Source organism: Pseudomonas sp. NLJ1, assembly GCF_049486705.1.
Taxonomy (GTDB): Bacteria; Pseudomonadota; Gammaproteobacteria; order Pseudomonadales; family Pseudomonadaceae; genus Aquipseudomonas; species Aquipseudomonas inefficax.
Genome location: NZ_CP137735.1, coordinates 3,149,968 through 3,166,759 on the forward strand (window position 1 = coordinate 3,149,968; position 16,792 = coordinate 3,166,759).

A 16,792-nucleotide genomic window follows, 5' to 3' on the forward strand; every position below is an offset into this window, starting at 1 on the left:
TCAGATCACTGGATTAACTGGATACGCAAGTGTATACACTTTCCGCAAAACAATAATTATGCGGGGAGTAGGGCATGCGTATCTGGCGCAAGAGCATCCAGTGGCAGTTGATCACCAGCATGGGCGCTGCCCTGCTGGCGAGTATCCTGGTGGTGGTCATCATTTTCACGGTGGCGCTCAACCGCCTCACCGAGCGCTACCTGGTCGACACGGCCCTGCCCGCCAGCATCGAGGCCATCCGCAACGACATCGAGCGCATGTTTGGCCAGCCGCTGGTGGCGGCGGCGGACATCGCCGGCAACACCCTGCTGCGCGACTGGCTAGCCGCCGGCGAAGACCCCGCGCAGGTCGCACCATTCATCGAATACCTGACCGCCGCCAAGCAGCGCAACCAGGCCTTCACCACTTTATTCGTCTCGACCGAAACCGGCCGCTACTACAACGAGAATGGCCTGGACCGTACCCTCAGCCGCAGCAATCCCAAGGACAAATGGTTCTACGGCTACATCGACAGCGGCGCCGAACGCCTGATCAACATCGATATCGACGGTGCTACCGGCGAGCTCGCCCTGTTCATCGACTATCGCGTGGAAAAGAACGGCCAACTGGTCGGTGTGGCCGGCATGGGCCTGCGCATGACCGAGCTGTCGAAACTGATCCATGACTTTAAGTTTGGCGAGCACGGCAAGGTGTTCCTGGTGCGTAACGATGGCCTGATCCAGGTTCATCCGGATGCTGCCTTCAGCGGCAAACGCCAGCTCACGGAACAGCTTGGCGCGGATGCCGCCAAGGCGCTGATGACCGGCGGCGAAGGCCTGCGCAGCAGCCGCTTCAGCCGTGACGACGAAAGCTACCTGGCGCTCGGCCTGCCGCTGCGCGACCTCAACTGGACCTTGGTGGCCGAGGTGCCCGAGGAGGAAATCTACGCGCAAATGCATCAGGCGGTATGGCTGACAAGTCTGATCGGTGGAGCCGTGGCCCTGGTGTCGCTGCTGCTGGTGGTGCTGCTGGCGCGTGGCTTGGTGCGGCCGATCCGCCGCGTCACAGCGGCGCTGGTGCAGATTGGCAGCGGCGCGGGTGACCTCAGCCACCGGCTGGACGATTCACGCCAGGACGAACTGGGTGACCTGGCGCGTGGCTTCAACCGTTTCCTCGACAGCCAGCGCCGCTTGATCGGCGAGGTACTGCACACTTCCGAGCGGCTGCACCTGGCGGTCGAGCAGGTGACACAGGTGGTGGACAACACCGCCGAGCGTTCCGGACGCCAGCAGGAAATGACCGAAATGGTCGCTACCGCCGTGCACGAAATGGGTTTGACCGTGCAGGACATTGCCCGCAATGCCGGCGATGCGGCCCAGGCCTCGCAGTCGGCGCGGGAGGAAGCCTTGCAGGCGCGTGAAGTGGTGCAACGCTCGATCCGGGGTATCGAGGGGATGTCGGGTGATATCGGCAAGGCGGCCGATGCAGTCAGCCAGTTGGCTGATGAAGTGGCCTCGATCGACGAAGTTCTCGCGGTGATTCGTAGTATTTCCGAACAGACCAACCTGCTGGCGCTGAATGCCGCCATCGAGGCGGCCAGGGCAGGGGAGATGGGGCGTGGATTTGCCGTGGTGGCTGATGAGGTGCGTACTTTGGCCCGGCGCACGCAGCTGTCCACCGACGAAGTGCAGCAGATGATCCAGCGCTTGAAGCAGGGCGCGGGTTCGGCGGTGAGTTCGATGCAGGCGGGGCAGCAGGCTACCGGCAGTGGCGTGGAGTCGAGCCAGCGTACCGGGGCGTCGTTGGGCGCGATTACCGACCAGGTGGAGCACATCAGCGACATGAACCATCAGGTGGCTACTGCGACCGAAGAGCAATCGGCGGTGACCGAGGAGATCAACCTTACGGTGCAGGGGATTTCCGACCTGGCGCGGGAGACGGCGGCAGAGGTGCAGGGGTGCCGCGAAGAGTGCCAGGCGCTGCGTGGCCTGGCGGATGACCTGGCGCGGCAGATGGGCGGGTTCAGGCTTTAGATCAGTGTTGGCTTCTTCGCGGGTAAACCCGCTCCCACAGGTTCATCATTGCTCTTGAGGGCAGAGCTGTATCTGTAGCTCCCACAGGCTCACCTCAGGCCTTGAAACCTGCGCGATCCCTGTGGGAGCGGGTTTACCCGCGAATGCGGCCTGTCAGGCGCCGATGATGGCGCGGATATCCGCCGCCAGTTCGCGCACCCGCTCTTCCTCGGTATCCCACGAGCACATGAACCGCGCCCCGCCGCTACCAATGAAGGTATAGAACCGCCACCCTCTGCCGCGCAGCGCTTCGATCGCGTGCTCCGGCATCTGCAAGAACACCCCGTTGGCCTCCACCGGGAACATCAGCTCCACCCCCGGCAAGTCACTCACCAGCGAGGCGAGCAGCTGCGCACAATGGTTGGCATGCGCGCCATGGCGCAGCCAGGCGCCATCTTCCAGCAGGCCTACCCAAGGCGCCGACAGGAAGCGCATCTTCGATGCCAGTTGCCCGGCCTGCTTGCAGCGGTAGTCGAAGTCCTCGGCCAGCTGGCGGTTGAAGAACAGGATCGCCTCGCCCACCGCCATGCCGTTCTTGGTGCCACCGAAGCACAGCACGTCGACGCCGGCCTTCCAGGTCAGCTCTGCCGGGCTGCAGCCCAGGAACGAGCAGGCATTGCTGAAGCGTGCGCCGTCCATGTGCAGGTTCAGGCCCAGCTCCTTGCAGGTGGCGCTGATCGCCTTGAGCTCATCGGGGCGGTAGATGGTCCCGACCTCGGTGGCCTGGGTCAGGGTCACCACCCGTGGCTTGGGGTAGTGGATGTCCTGGCGCTTCAGCGCCACTTCGCGGATCGACTGCGGCGTCAGCTTGCCGTTGACGCTGGGCGCGGTCAGCAGCTTGGAGCCGTTGGAGAAGAACTCTGGCGCGCCGCACTCATCGGTTTCGACGTGGGCGGTCTCGGAGCAGATCACACTGTGGTAGCTCTGGCACAGCGAGGCCAGGGCCAGGGAGTTGGCGGCGGTGCCATTGAAGGCGAAGAACACCTCGCAGTCGGTTTCGAACAGCTTGCGGAAGTATTCCGCGGCGCGTTCGGTCCACTGGTCGTCGCCGTAGGCGCGGTCGTGGCCATGGTTGGCTTTTTCCATCGCCGCCCAGGCTTCGGGGCAGATACCGGAATAGTTGTCGCTGGCGAATTGTTGGCTCTTGTCTGTCATGGCACTGTCCTGTGAACGACGCAGAACAGCACTGTAAACCATCGATTCAGCGGTTGCCTATACAAGCTGTGGATCGTTTGATTTCGGCATTGCCTGTACTCGCCTCTTCGCGGCTAAAGCCGCTCCCACAGGGACATTACAAGCATTAAAGCATCGCCGTACCTGTGGGAGCGGGTTCACCCGCGAAAGGGCCGGCATGGTCAACACAAATGCCAATGTCGTAAACGCGCCATTGCAAGGCGTGCGCAGGCATCTGACCCGTCCCGGCCAGTCATAACATCGCCACAAAGGGCCACAGTGCCCCAAGACAAGAAATGATCGCTGCCGGGAGATACACGATGTTCAGCAAGCAAGACCAGATCCAGGGTTACGACGATGCACTGCTGGCGGCGATGAATGCCGAAGAACAGCGCCAGGAAGACCACATCGAGCTGATCGCCTCGGAAAACTACACCTCCAAGCGCGTGATGCAGGCCCAAGGCAGCGGCCTGACCAACAAGTACGCCGAAGGCTACCCGGGCAAGCGCTACTACGGTGGCTGCGAGCACGTGGACAAGGTCGAGGCCCTGGCCATCGAGCGCGCCAAGCAGCTGTTCGGTGCCGACTACGCCAACGTCCAGCCGCACTCCGGCTCCTCGGCCAACGGCGCTGTCTACCTGGCCCTGCTGCAGGCTGGTGACACCATCCTCGGCATGAGCCTGGCTCACGGCGGCCACCTGACCCACGGCGCCAAGGTGTCGTCCTCGGGCAAACTGTACAACGCTGTGCAATACGGCATCGACACCAACACTGGCCTGATCGACTACGACGAAGTCGAGCGCCTGGCTGTCGAGCACAAGCCGAAAATGATCGTTGCCGGCTTCTCGGCCTACTCCAAGACCCTCGACTTCCCACGCTTCCGCGCCATCGCCGACAAGGTCGGTGCGCTGCTGTTCGTCGACATGGCCCACGTAGCCGGCCTGGTTGCCGCTGGCCTGTACCCGAACCCGATCCCGTTCGCCGATGTGGTTACCACCACCACCCACAAGACCCTGCGCGGCCCACGTGGCGGCCTGATCCTGGCCAAGTCGAACGAAGAGATCGAGAAGAAGCTGAACGCTGCGGTGTTCCCTGGTGCCCAGGGCGGGCCGCTGATGCACGTGATCGCCGCCAAGGCCGTGTGCTTCAAGGAAGCGCTGGAGCCTGGATTCAAGGCCTACCAGCAACAAGTGATCGAAAACGCCCAGGCCATGGCCCAGGTGTTCATCGACCGCGGCTACGACGTGGTTTCCGGTGGCACCGACAACCACCTGTTCCTGGTCAGCCTGATCCGCCAGGGCCTCACCGGCAAAGATGCCGACGCCGCCCTGGGCCGCGCGCACATCACCGTCAACAAGAACGCCGTGCCGAATGACCCACAGTCGCCATTCGTCACTTCGGGCCTGCGCATCGGCACCCCGGCCGTTACCACCCGTGGCTTCAAGGTCGCGCAATGTGTAGCCCTGGCCGGCTGGATCTGCGACATCCTCGACAACCTCGGTGACGCAGACGTCGAAGCCGATGTGGCGAAGAACGTCGCGGCCCTGTGCGCAGATTTCCCTGTTTACCGCTGAGTGGAGTCACACACCATGCAACGTTACTCGGGCTTCGGCCTTTTCAAGCACTCCCTCAGCCACCACGAGAACTGGCAGCGCATGTGGCGCACGCCAACCCCTAAAAAGGTCTACGACGTGGTCATCGTCGGCGGTGGCGGCCATGGCCTGGCAACCGCCTACTACCTGGCCAAAGAACACGGCATCACCAACGTTGCCGTGATCGAGAAAGGCTACCTGGGCGGCGGCAACACCGCCCGTAACACCACCATCGTGCGTTCCAACTACCTGTGGGACGAGTCGGCGCACCTGTATGAGCACGCCATGAAGCTGTGGGAGGGCCTGTCCCAGGACCTCAACTACAACGTGATGTTCTCCCAGCGCGGCGTGTACAACCTGTGCCACACCCTGCAGGACATGCGTGACTCCGAGCGCCGGGTCAGCGCCAACCGCCTGAACGGCGTGGACGGCGAGCTGCTCAACACCGCCCAGGTCGCAGCCGAGATCCCGTACCTGGATTGCTCGAAGAACACCCGCTACCCGATCCTCGGTGCCACCGTGCAGCGCCGTGGCGGCGTGGCCCGTCACGACGCCGTAGCCTGGGGCTTCGCCCGTGCCGCCGACGCCCTGGGCGTGGACCTGATCCAGCAGACCGAAGTAATCGGCTTCCGCAAGGAAAACGGCGCGGTCATCGGCGTGGAAACCAACAAAGGCTTCATCGGCGCCAAGCGCGTCGGCGTGGTCACCGCCGGTAACTCCGGGCACATGGCCAAGCTGGCCGGCTTCCGCCTGCCGCTGGAATCGCACCCGCTGCAAGCACTGGTATCCGAGCCGATCAAGCCGATCATCGACAGCGTGATCATGTCCAACGCCGTGCACGGCTATATCAGCCAGTCCGACAAGGGCGACCTGGTGATCGGTGCCGGTATCGACGGTTGGGTCGGCTACGGCCAGCGCGGTTCGTACCCGGTGATCGAGCACACCCTGCAGGCCATCGTCGAGATGTTCCCCAACCTCTCGCGCGTGCGCATGAACCGTCAGTGGGGCGGCATCGTCGATACCTCGCCGGACGCTTGCCCGATCATCACCAAGACCCCGGTCAAGAACATGTTCTTCAACTGCGGCTGGGGTACTGGCGGCTTCAAGGCGACCCCGGGTTCGGGCAACGTCTTCGCCGCGAGCCTGGCCAAGGGCGAAATGCACCCACTGGCCGCGCCGTTCTCCATGGACCGCTTCTACAACGGCGCACTGATCGACGAACACGGCGCCGCCGCCGTCGCCCACTAACCGGAGACACCGTCATGTTGCATATTTTCTGTCCCCACTGCGGCGAGCTGCGCTCCGAAGAAGAGTTCCACGCCTCTGGCCAGGCCCACATCGCCCGCCCGCTGGACCCCAACGCCTGCTCCGACGAGGAGTGGGGTACCTACATGTTCTACCGTGACAACCCGCGCGGTATTCACCACGAACTGTGGGACCACGTTGCCGGCTGCCGCCAGTACTTCAACGTCACCCGTGACACCGTGACCTACGAGATTCTGGAAACCTACAAGATTGGCGAGAAGCCGCAAGTGACCGCCAGCGGCAAGCAAAGCAGCGCCGCGTCGACCGTCAAAGGCCAAGGGGAAAAAGTATGAGCCAGACCTATCGCCTCGCCAGCGGCGGCCGTATCGACCGCAGCAAGGTCCTGAACTTCACTTTCAACGGCAAGACCTACCAGGGTTATGCCGGTGACAGCCTGGCCGCCGCGTTGCTGGCCAACGGCGTCGACATTGTCGGCCGCAGCTTCAAGTACTCGCGTCCGCGCGGCATCATCGCCGCCGGTACCGAAGAGCCGAATGCCATCCTGCAGATCGGCTCCAGCGAAGCCACCCAGATCCCCAACGTGCGTGCCACCCAGCAGGCGCTGTACGCCGGGCTTGTAGCCACCAGCACCAATGGCTGGCCGAACGTCAACAACGACGTCATGGGCATCCTTGGCAAGGTTGGCGGCAGCATGATGCCGCCGGGCTTCTACTACAAAACCTTCATGTACCCGAAATCGTTCTGGATGACTTACGAGAAGTACATCCGTAAAGCGGCAGGCCTTGGCCGCGCGCCGCTGCAGAACGACCCGGACAGCTACGACTACATGAACCAGCACTGCGACGTGCTGATCGTCGGCGCCGGCCCTGCTGGCCTGGCCGCCGCGCTGGCCGCTGCCCGCAGCGGTGCCCGCGTGATCCTGGCTGACGAACAGGAAGAGTTCGGCGGCAGCCTGCTCGACACCCGCGAAACCCTCGACGGCAAGCCTGCCACCGACTGGGTCAACGCCGTGGTCAAGGAGCTGGAAAGCCTGCCGGAAGTGACCCTGCTGCCACGCGCCACGGTCAACGGCTACCACGACCATAACTTCCTGACCATTCACGAGCGCCTCACCGACCACCTCGGCGACCGCGCCCCGATCGGCCAGGTGCGCCACCGCGTGCACCGCGTCCGCGCCAAGCGCGTGGTGCTGGCTGCCGGCGCCCACGAGCGCCCGCTGGTGTACGGCAACAACGACGTGCCGGGCAACATGCTGGCCGGTGCAGTTTCCACCTACGTGCGCCGCTACGGCGTGGCCCCGGGCCGCAAGCTGGTGCTGTCGACCAACAACGACCACGCCTACCGCGCCGCGCTGGACTGGCACGATGCCGGCCTGCAAGTGGTCGCCATTGCCGACGCTCGCCACAACCCGCGTGGCTCGCTGGTTGAAGAAGCACGTGCCAAAGGCATCCGCATCCTCACATCCAGCGCCGTGATCGAGGCCAAGGGCACCAAGCACGTTACCGGCGCCCGTGTGGCCGCCATCGACGTGCAGGCACACAAGGTCACCAGCCCGGGCGAAACCCTCGACTGCGACCTCATCGCTACCTCCGGTGGTTACAGCCCGATCGTGCACCTGGCTTCGCACCTGGGTGGTCGCCCGGTATGGCGTGAAGACATCCTCGGCTTCGTACCGGGCGATGCTCCGCAGAAACGCGAATGCGTGGGTGGCATCAACGGCGTCTACGCCCTGGGCGACGTGATCGCCGATGGCTTCGAAGGCGGCGTTCGCGCAGCCACCGAAGCGGGCTTCAAGGCCACCGTCGGCAGCCTGCCGAAAACCGTTGCGCGCAAGGAAGAGGCCACCGTGGCGCTGTTCCAGGTGCCGCACGACAAGGGCACTGCCCGCGCACCCAAGCAGTTCGTCGACCAGCAGAACGACGTCACCGCAGCCGCCATCGAACTGGCCACCCGCGAAGGCTTCGAGTCGGTCGAGCACGTAAAACGCTACACCGCGCTGGGCTTCGGTACCGACCAGGGCAAACTGGGCAACATCAATGGCCTGGCCATCGCCGCCCGTTCGATCGGCATCACCATCCCGGAAATGGGCACCACCATGTTCCGCCCCAACTACACGCCGGTAACCTTCGGCGCGGTAGCGGGCCGTCACTGTGGTCACCTGTTCGAGCCCGTACGCTTCACTGCCCTGCATGCCTGGCACGTGAAGAACGGCGCCGAGTTCGAAGACGTCGGCCAGTGGAAGCGCCCCTGGTACTTCCCGAAAGCCGGTGAAGACATCCACGCCGCCGTGACCCGTGAATGCAAGGCCGTGCGCGACAGCGTGGGCCTGCTGGACGCTTCGACCCTGGGCAAGATCGACATCCAGGGCCCCGATGCGCGTGAGTTCCTCAACCGCATCTACACCAACGCCTGGACCAAGCTCGACGTGGGCAAGGCCCGCTATGGCCTGATGTGCAAGGAAGACGGCATGGTCTTCGACGACGGCGTAACCGCCTGCGTCGGCGACAACCACTTCATCATGACCACCACCACCGGCGGCGCCGCCCGCGTGCTGCAGTGGATGGAGCTGTACCACCAGACCGAATGGCCGGAACTGAAGGTGTACTTCACCTCGGTCACCGACCACTGGGCCACCATGACCCTGTCCGGCCCCAACAGCCGCAAGCTGCTGAGCGAGCTGACCGACATCGACATGGACAAGGAAGCCTTCCCGTTCATGACCTGGAAGGAAGGCAACGTCGGCGGCGTACCGGCCCGGGTGTTCCGTATCTCGTTCACCGGCGAGCTGTCGTACGAAGTCAACGTGCAGGCCAACTACGCCATGGGCGTGCTGGAACAGATCATCGAGGCAGGCAAGAAATACAACCTGACCCCGTATGGCACCGAGACCATGCACGTACTGCGTGCCGAGAAGGGCTTCATCATCGTTGGCCAGGACACCGACGGCTCGATGAACCCGGACGACCTGAACATGAGCTGGTGCGTAGGCCGCAACAAGCCATTCTCGTGGATCGGCCTGCGTGGCATGAACCGCGAAGACTGCCTGCGCGAGAACCGCAAGCAGCTGGTAGGCCTGAAGCCGATCGACCCGACCAAATGGCTGCCGGAAGGCGCCCAGCTGGTGTTCGATCCGAAGCAACCGATCCCGATGGACATGGTTGGCCACGTCACCTCCAGCTACGCCTCCAACTCCCTGGGCTATTCGTTCGCCATGGGTGTGGTCAAGGGCGGCCTCAAACGCATGGGCGAGCGCGTCTACTCGCCGCAGGCGGATGGCAGCGTGATCGAGGCGGAGATCGTGTCTTCGGTGTTCTTCGATCCGAAGGGTGAGCGGCAGAACGTCTAAGGCCCCGGATGGCACACGGTGCCTGGCTGGTAATGAGGTCCCTGTGGGAGCGGGTTCACCCGCGAAGAGGGCGGTGAATCCACCATCGCATTTGCGGGTAAACCCGCTCCCACAGAGTGCACCAACAGCCACAGCACCGCATGCGACCTACAGAATTCAAGGCAGGTAAGAAATGAGCGCTATCAACGTCTTCCAGCAAAACCCCGGCGCCGAGGCCAAGGCCCAGTCGCCACTGCACCACGCCGACCTGGCCAGCCTGGTTGGCAAAGGCCGCAAGAACGCAGGCGTGACCCTGCGTGAACGCAAGTTCCTCGGCCACCTGACCCTCCGTGGCGACGGCCACGACCCGGAATTCGCCGCCGGCGTGCACAAGGCCCTGGGCCTGGAGCTGCCAGTGGCCCTGACCGTGGTCGCCAACAACGAAATGTCGCTGCAATGGGTCGGCCCAGACGAGTGGCTGCTGATCGTGCCAGGCGGCCAGGAGCTGGCGGTCGAGCAGAAACTGCGCGCCGCCCTCGAAGGCCAGCACATCCAGGTGGTCAATGTCAGCGGTGGGCAGAGCCTGCTGGAACTGCGCGGCCCCAACGTGCGTGAAGTGCTGATGAAGTCCACCAGCTATGATGTTCACCCGAACAACTTCCCGGTTGGCAAGGCAGTCGGCACCGTGTTCGCCAAGTCGCAACTGGTGATCCGCCGTACCGCCGAAGACACCTGGGAGCTGGTGATTCGCCGCAGCTTCGCCGACTACTGGTGGCTGTGGCTGCAGGACGCTTCGGCCGAGTACGGCCTGAGCATCGAGGCTTAAGGAGAGCAGAACATGAGTCGGGCACCGGATACCTGGATTCTCACCGCCGACTGCCCGAGCATGCTCGGCACCGTCGACGTGGTGACGCGTTACCTCTTCGAGCAGCGCTGCTACGTGACGGAGCACCATTCCTTCGATGACCGGCTGTCGGGGCGTTTCTTCATTCGCGTGGAGTTCCGCCAGCCGGACGATTTCGACGAGGCAGGTTTCCGGGCCGGCCTCGCCGAGCGCAGCAATGCGTTCGGCATGACCTTCGAGCTGACCGCCCCTAACCACCGCCCCAAGGTGGTGATCATGGTGTCCAAGGCCGACCATTGCCTTAACGACCTGCTGTATCGCCAGCGTATCGGTCAGCTGGCCATGGACGTGGTCGCGGTGGTGTCCAACCACGCCGATCTCGAACCCCTGGCGCACTGGCACAAGATCCCTTACTACCACTTCGCCCTCGACCCCAAGGACAAGCCTGGGCAAGAGCGCAAGGTGCTTCAGGTGATCGAGGAAACCGGCGCCGAGCTGGTGATTCTTGCGCGCTATATGCAGGTGCTGTCGCCAGAGCTGTGCCGGCGACTGGATGGTTGGGCGATCAACATTCACCACTCGTTGCTGCCAGGGTTCAAGGGCGCCAAGCCTTATCACCAGGCATACAACAAAGGCGTGAAGATGGTCGGTGCCACGGCGCACTACATCAACAACGACCTCGACGAAGGGCCGATCATTGCCCAGGGTGTGGAAGTGGTCGACCACAGCCATTACCCCGAAGACCTGATTGCCAAAGGGCGCGACATCGAATGCCTGACCCTGGCGCGGGCTGTCGGTTATCACATCGAGCGGCGGGTGTTCCTCAACGCCAACCGGACCGTTGTTCTGTAACAACCTGTACCGGCCTCTTCGCGGCTAAAGCCGCTCCCACAGAGTTTGTGCAGGTTTAAAGACTGGCGCAGTACCTGTGGGAGCGGCTTCAGCCGCGAAGAGGCCAGCACACGCCGCCACCTTTGTTTGCCCCCATATCTTCCAACGACAATCCTGCCGCTAAATGGCATCTCCCTGTCGCTCCCAGTCAGTGCATCCCGCCCTATCAGGCCCACAATTCCCCTCATTCCAGAAACACATGCCGCCCACGGAAGGCGGCGCGTTCAACCACCGCTGCATAAATAAAAATCAAGCGAGGTAAGAGCATGTCTGGCAATCGTGGAGTGGTATATCTCGGCGCCGGCAAGGTCGAGGTGCAGAAGATCGACTACCCGAAAATGCAGGACCCACGCGGCAAGAAGATCGAGCACGGCGTGATCCTGAAGGTGGTCTCCACCAACATCTGCGGCTCCGACCAGCACATGGTCCGTGGCCGCACCACTGCCCAGGTCGGCCTGGTCCTGGGCCACGAAATCACTGGCGAGATCGTCGAGAAGGGCCGTGACGTCGAGCGCATGCAGATTGGCGACCTGGTCTCGGTGCCATTCAACGTCGCCTGTGGCCGCTGCCGCTCCTGCAAGGAAATGCACACCGGTGTCTGCCTCACCGTCAACCCGGCCCGCGCCGGCGGTGCCTACGGTTACGTCGACATGGGCGACTGGACCGGCGGCCAGGCCGAATACGTGCTGGTGCCTTACGCCGACTTCAACCTGCTGAAACTGCCCGAGCGCGACAAGGCCATGGAGAAGATCCGTGACCTTACCTGCCTGTCCGACATCTTGCCGACCGGCTACCACGGTGCCGTGACTGCTGGCGTCGGCCCAGGCAGCACCGTCTACGTGGCTGGCGCTGGTCCGGTCGGCCTGGCCGCCGCTGCCTCGGCGCGCCTGCTGGGCGCTGCCTGCGTCATCGTCGGCGACTTGAACCCGGCCCGCCTGGCCCACGCCAAGTCCCAGGGCTTCGAAGTGGTCGACCTGTCCAAGGACACCCCGCTGCACGAGCAGATCGTCGACATCCTCGGTGAACCGGAAGTGGACTGTGCCGTCGACGCCGTAGGCTTCGAAGCCCGCGGCCATGGCCACGAAGGTGCCAAGCACGAAGCGCCAGCCACCGTGCTGAACTCGCTGATGCAGGTGACCCGCGTTGCCGGCAACATCGGTATCCCGGGCCTGTACGTGACCGAAGACCCGGGCGCGGTGGATGCCGCCGCCAAGATCGGCGCGCTGAGCATCCGCTTCGGCCTGGGCTGGGCCAAGTCGCACAGCTTCCACACTGGTCAGACCCCGACCATGAAGTACAACCGCCAGCTGATGCAGGCGATCATGTGGGACCGCATCAACATCGCTGAAGTGGTGGGTGTGCAGGTGATCAACCTGGATCAGGCGCCGGAAGGTTATGGCGAGTTCGATGCAGGTGTGCCGAAGAAATTCGTGATCGACCCGCACAAGATGTGGGGCGCGGCGTGATCGCGTGATGTAATAACGAGCCCCTCGATATGAGGGGCTTTTTTATGGCTGCTCGCCGGCGTCCTGCACGACAAGGACAGAGCCTTTGTCATCGGTGGCCAACAAGCCTCCGGTGTGGGTTTCGTCTGTACTCAGCTCTGCCAGCGGTTGTGCCCCGTTGCGGAAAATGGCGCGTTGCTGGTCGCCTTGTTTCACAGTGATCAGCTTGTCGCCCTGGTAGAAGAAAAGCGTACCGTTCGTTGCTTTGCTCATGGTTCAAGTCCCTGCGGTGCTGGATGAATGGGGGCTGCTTGCAGCCCATTCTGAACAGCCGCAGGGATTTTGATACTGGCAGAAATAACAGTTTTCGACGCTCACGCGGGCTCTGTGGGAGCTGGCTTGCCGGCGATGAGGCCAGCACAAGGCTCAGCGCATCATTCCCAGTTCGGCATCATCCATCAGCGCCTTGGCCAGCGCGACCAGATAGCGGCAAAAGTCATGTGGTTGACGAAGGTGGCCTGTCAAAGCCGGTCACTGATTTCGCAGCGACCGTCCGAGACTAGAGCCCAGTCCAGATCATCGCAATGGCTTAAGCGGCTTGGGACTGTAATTCAGAAGCGTCCAGCAAGTAAGGGGGAAATTCCGAAATTCTGAGAGCGATTGTTGTGCTGAGCACCCGAGCCTCAATATTAGTGCCCCTTGCGGAGCAACGGCCTTCAGCAGGTAGATCAGCTAGTAAATCAAGAAGCGACATGGGATCCGCGCCGCAATAGCTAAATCAGTAGATGTTAGGGGGACGCTCTAACTTGTGTCTGCTGTTGAGTAAGCGTTGCATAGCCAGGTAGCTCATTATTAGTCGCTGGTGTTTGAGATGCAACTAATTGCTGGGCGTTGAGAAATTTTTCGTGGGTGCGCTCAATGTATGCTTCTAGTTTTGTCAGTTTGTTGTCCTGTTTGTTAAGTTTGGCTTCATTTCTGCCTATATCGTGATTTAGGGTTGCTACTTGCTCTGAGGGTCGATTGCCGCGCCGATCAGGGTAATTATTGTCTAAGGCCGCTGTTCGCCACTGGTTTCTCTCGCCGGTAAGTTCCTGAATTTTCGTCTCGTAATGTGAAATTTTATTTTTGATCTTTATTTCTTTGTCTGCCAGTAATTGTTTTTTGGTGGTGTAGTGGCTAAGTTTCGAAATTGGGCTCCGTTTAAGGAAAGGGATCCTGAAATGCCCATTAGCATCAGTGTTATTTACCGGGTCGCCTATGCAGTATGCGTAGGCATTCAAGCCGCCTCTACCGAAGGGGCTCATAGAATCCTGGCAGCAAAACCGCATTAGGCACGAATTAAATAGTCTATAGCCGCTACCTAGTAAATACCCCTGTGTTATTGGGTCGTACTCGTACCCGTTGTAAGCGAGAAGCGCATTTGAATGTATTGCGTGCAGATAGCCATAGGGCGAATAGGTCATCGAGTTCGGAGGCATGCCCATAACAGATTTGGAGCTGTCAGTGAGCAGCATTTTTGGCGCTTGTTTTTGCTCAAGCTGAGCCAATGCCACGTCTTGCATCCGGAGAAGTTGAAAACTCCTCTGCGCAGAAACTTTGGTAGTCAGCAAGTCATTTTGGTAAAAATGCATATGGCTAACATTTTTCTCCTTGCTTGGCTGCACCTTGATGGTAGCCGCTGCATCTCCGTTGCTGGGTTCGACGTTGTTGGTCATGGTTTGTCACCCAAGGAACTGTGCGATGTTGATTTGACTGTGCCCAACATTTTCGACCGCTACAACTAGCAGTTTTGTCAGGTAACGAATGGTCGGAACAAACCCCCAACCCACGAGTCAAACCCCTCGTTTCCCAGGCCATCCCGGCCAACGAGGTCCCTCCCGATGAAAGCAGTCACCCTGGCAACCCTGATGACCCTGGCCGCAAGCCCGGTGTTCGCCTTCAACCTCAGCGACGCCGCCAACGCCGTGTCGGCCATGCAGAACCAGAATCAAAGCCAGCAAGGCCAGGTGCAGGCGCCCGAGGCGCAGGCCAATCTGCTCAACACCTTGGGCAGCGAATTGAAGATCACCCCCGAACAAGCCGTGGGTGGGGCAGGGGCGATGTTGGGGTTGGCGCGTAACAACCTCAGCAGCGAGGACTATGGCCAGCTGACCAAGGCGGTGCCGGGGCTGGACCTGCTGGCTGGCGCCAGTGCGCTGGGTGGGTTGAGTGGGTTGGGTGATTTGCTGGGCAAGAACAGTGAGAACCCGTCGGCGTTGAGCAATGCGCTGGGTAGCAATGTGCAGAACCGCAGTGACCTGGACAATGCGTTCAAGGCACTGGGCATGGATACCGGGATGATCGGGCAGTTTGCGCCGTTGCTGCTGCAGTACCTGGGGCAGCAGGGTATTGCCGGGGCTTTGTTGCAGAACCTGGGGAGCTTGTGGACTACGCCGACGCCGGCGCCGTTGGCCCAGCCTTCGGTCTGAAGGTTTTGTAGGGGCAGTGCTGGCCCTATCGCCGGCAAGCAGCTCCCACGGGGTTATCACAGGCCTCAAGGACTGGCGCTGTACCTGTGGGGCATCTGTCTTGATCAAAGTTCAAGAGCCTGCGCTGTTTTTGTGGGAGCGGGCATGCCCGCGAACTCCGGCGAAGCCGGTGCCAGACACCGCGCTGAATTCTTCGCGGGCGCGCCCGCTCCCACAAAACAAAAGCAGATCTGCGTCGGGCCGGCAGTCAGGCAGCTTCAGTGAAGTCCACCAGGCGCACCGGGCGGCGGAAGCCGGCGGTCAGTACTGCCAGGTACGCAAGACCCAGAGCGAACCAGCACAAGCCAATCACCAAGGTAAGCGCCGACAGGCTGGTCCACAGCCAAAGTGTCAACCCCAACCCCACCAGCGGCACCAGGCCATAGCTCAGCAACTCCTTGAGGTTACGCTGGGCGCCATCATCCATCAGGTGGGTTTTCACTACCGCCAGGTTCACCGCCGAAAACGCTACCAGCGCCCCGAAGCTGATCAGTGAGGCAAGGGTCGCCAGGTCGATCACCAACGCCAGCAACGAGAACGCCGAAACCAGCAGAATGGCGAACACCGGCGTGCCAAAATGCGGTGACAGGTAGCCGAATGTTCGCCGCGGCAGTACGTTATCGCGCCCCATGGTGAACAGGATGCGCGACACCGCCGCCTGCGAGGCCAGCGCCGAGCCCAGGCTGCCGGCGACATACGCAGCAGTGAAGAAGTTGGCCAGAAACTGCCCGCCCGCCTTGAACATCACCTCGTTGGCCGCCGCATCGGCATTGGCAAAGGTAGTGCCCGGCAGTACCAGTTGGCTTACATAGGCCAGCACGGTGAACAGCAAACCGGCGAACAGGGTGGTGAGGATGATTGCCCGTGGCACATCGCGGCGGGCATCGCGGCATTCTTCGGCCAAGGTCGAGACAGCGTCAAAGCCGAGGAACGACAGGCAAAGCACCGCTGCACCAGCCATCAGCGCACCAAAGCCAGGCTGCGAGCCGTCGCCCAGCAGTGGCGACAGCAGGTCGAGCGGCTGGCCGGCCAGGGACTGGCAGGACAGGGCGACGAACACCACGATGAAGACGATCTGTGCGCCGACGATCAAGTTGCTGGTCTTGGCAACAGAGTGAATGCCGACCACGTTGAGCACGGTAACCAGGGCGATCGATGCCAGTGCAATGGACCAGGCCGGGATGGCCGGGAAGGCGAGGTTGAGGAACAGGCCGATCAGCAGATAGTTGATCATCGGCAGGAACAGGTAGTCGAGCAGCAGCGACCAGCCGGCCAGGAAGCCAACGTTCGGGCCGAAGGCCATGTTGGTGTAGGAGTACGCAGAGCCAGCGACCGGGAAGCGTTTGACCATGAAGCTGTAGGAGGTGGCGGTGAACAGCATGGCCACCAGTGTGACGATGTAGGCGCCAGCCGTACGGCCACCAGTAAGTTCGGTGACGATGCCGTAGGTGGTGAAGATGGTCAGCGGGACCATGTACACCAGGCCGAAGAACACCAGGGCGGGTAGGCCGAGAACACGGCGAAGCTGGACGGGGGTAGAGCTGGGTGGGTTGGCCATCGTTCGATCCAGAGCATTTTTGTAGTTGTGCTTTGGTCGATTTTTATCCACTTAGGTGGGGGATGACAAAAAAGTAATCCTTATGCTGATTATTAGCCTGGGTTCTAATCAGTTTTCTGTAGTGCCTGGTCTGGCCTCTT

13 protein-coding genes and 1 pseudogene are annotated in these 16,792 nt (G+C 61.9%); 10 read left to right on the forward strand and 4 right to left on the reverse strand.

Annotation, left to right across the window (positions count from 1 at the left end):
* Positions 1–119 precede the first annotated feature (119 nt).
* Together R9B85_RS14160 and R9B85_RS14165 are read left to right on the forward strand one after the other, a co-directional pair.
* Positions 120–1,148: pseudogene (locus tag R9B85_RS14160) on the forward strand (HAMP domain-containing protein); the annotation flags it as partial.
* A 135-nt stretch (positions 1,149–1,283) separates the two neighbouring features.
* On the forward strand, positions 1,284–2,012 hold the full coding sequence (locus R9B85_RS14165) for a methyl-accepting chemotaxis protein (protein WP_375149417.1): 729 nt from the start codon (positions 1,284–1,286) through the stop codon (positions 2,010–2,012).
* A 153-nt stretch (positions 2,013–2,165) separates the two neighbouring features.
* On the opposite strand, the gene R9B85_RS14170 is transcribed toward R9B85_RS14165, so the two are convergent.
* Positions 2,166–3,206 (reverse strand): threonine aldolase family protein, encoded by a 1,041-nt coding sequence (locus R9B85_RS14170; RefSeq protein WP_112251425.1) that lies wholly within the window; start codon positions 3,204–3,206, stop codon positions 2,166–2,168.
* Positions 3,207–3,544: 338 nt separating this feature from the next.
* Between R9B85_RS14170 and R9B85_RS14175 the strand changes: the two genes are divergently transcribed.
* The 7 genes from R9B85_RS14175 to fdhA all read left to right on the forward strand — a co-directional run bounded on the left by R9B85_RS14175 (position 3,545) and on the right by fdhA (position 12,608).
* Positions 3,545–4,798, forward strand: a complete 1,254-nt coding sequence (locus R9B85_RS14175) for a serine hydroxymethyltransferase (RefSeq protein ID WP_003255681.1) — start codon at positions 3,545–3,547, stop codon at positions 4,796–4,798.
* A 15-nt stretch (positions 4,799–4,813) separates the two neighbouring features.
* On the forward strand, positions 4,814–6,064 hold the full coding sequence (locus tag R9B85_RS14180; protein ID WP_003255680.1) for a sarcosine oxidase subunit beta family protein: 1,251 nt from the start codon (positions 4,814–4,816) through the stop codon (positions 6,062–6,064).
* 14 nt (positions 6,065–6,078) lie between these two features.
* A complete protein-coding gene (locus R9B85_RS14185) occupies positions 6,079–6,414 on the forward strand; it encodes a sarcosine oxidase subunit delta (protein ID WP_039613194.1) in 336 nt (111 codons plus the stop codon).
* Positions 6,411–9,428, forward strand: a complete 3,018-nt coding sequence (locus R9B85_RS14190) for a sarcosine oxidase subunit alpha (RefSeq protein WP_112251426.1) — start codon at positions 6,411–6,413, stop codon at positions 9,426–9,428. The genes R9B85_RS14185 and R9B85_RS14190 overlap by 4 nt, the downstream gene beginning before the upstream one ends.
* Before the next feature lie 172 nt (positions 9,429–9,600).
* The gene (locus R9B85_RS14195) at positions 9,601–10,233 is read left to right on the forward strand and encodes a sarcosine oxidase subunit gamma (RefSeq protein ID WP_112251428.1); all 633 of its coding nucleotides are present in this window, start codon (positions 9,601–9,603) and stop codon (positions 10,231–10,233) included.
* 12 nt (positions 10,234–10,245) lie between these two features.
* Positions 10,246–11,103 carry a formyltetrahydrofolate deformylase gene (gene purU / locus R9B85_RS14200; protein ID WP_423770306.1) on the forward strand — a complete coding sequence of 286 codons (858 nt, stop codon included), beginning with the start codon at positions 10,246–10,248 and terminating at the stop codon, positions 11,101–11,103.
* A 305-nt stretch (positions 11,104–11,408) separates the two neighbouring features.
* Positions 11,409–12,608 (forward strand): formaldehyde dehydrogenase, glutathione-independent, encoded by a 1,200-nt coding sequence (gene fdhA, locus R9B85_RS14205; RefSeq protein ID WP_003255673.1) that lies wholly within the window; start codon positions 11,409–11,411, stop codon positions 12,606–12,608.
* A 42-nt stretch (positions 12,609–12,650) separates the two neighbouring features.
* On the opposite strand, the gene R9B85_RS14210 is transcribed toward fdhA, so the two are convergent.
* Positions 12,651–12,860: a hypothetical protein gene (locus tag R9B85_RS14210; protein ID WP_112251432.1), complete on the reverse strand. Its 210-nt coding sequence runs from the start codon at positions 12,858–12,860 to the stop codon at positions 12,651–12,653.
* A gap of 515 nt (positions 12,861–13,375) precedes the next feature.
* Entirely contained in the window at positions 13,376–14,302 is a 927-nt protein-coding gene (locus tag R9B85_RS14215; protein WP_423770307.1) for an RHS repeat-associated core domain-containing protein, read from the reverse strand.
* A 165-nt stretch (positions 14,303–14,467) separates the two neighbouring features.
* Here R9B85_RS14215 and R9B85_RS14220 point away from each other — a divergent pair, with 165 nt between their 5' ends.
* Positions 14,468–15,055, forward strand: a complete 588-nt coding sequence (locus R9B85_RS14220) for a DUF2780 domain-containing protein (RefSeq protein WP_112251436.1) — start codon at positions 14,468–14,470, stop codon at positions 15,053–15,055.
* A 247-nt stretch (positions 15,056–15,302) separates the two neighbouring features.
* Here the strand turns inward: R9B85_RS14220 and R9B85_RS14225 are convergent, their stop codons facing one another.
* A complete protein-coding gene (locus R9B85_RS14225; RefSeq protein WP_423770308.1) occupies positions 15,303–16,652 on the reverse strand; it encodes an APC family permease in 1,350 nt (449 codons plus the stop codon).
* Between the last annotated feature and the right edge of the window lie 140 nt (positions 16,653–16,792).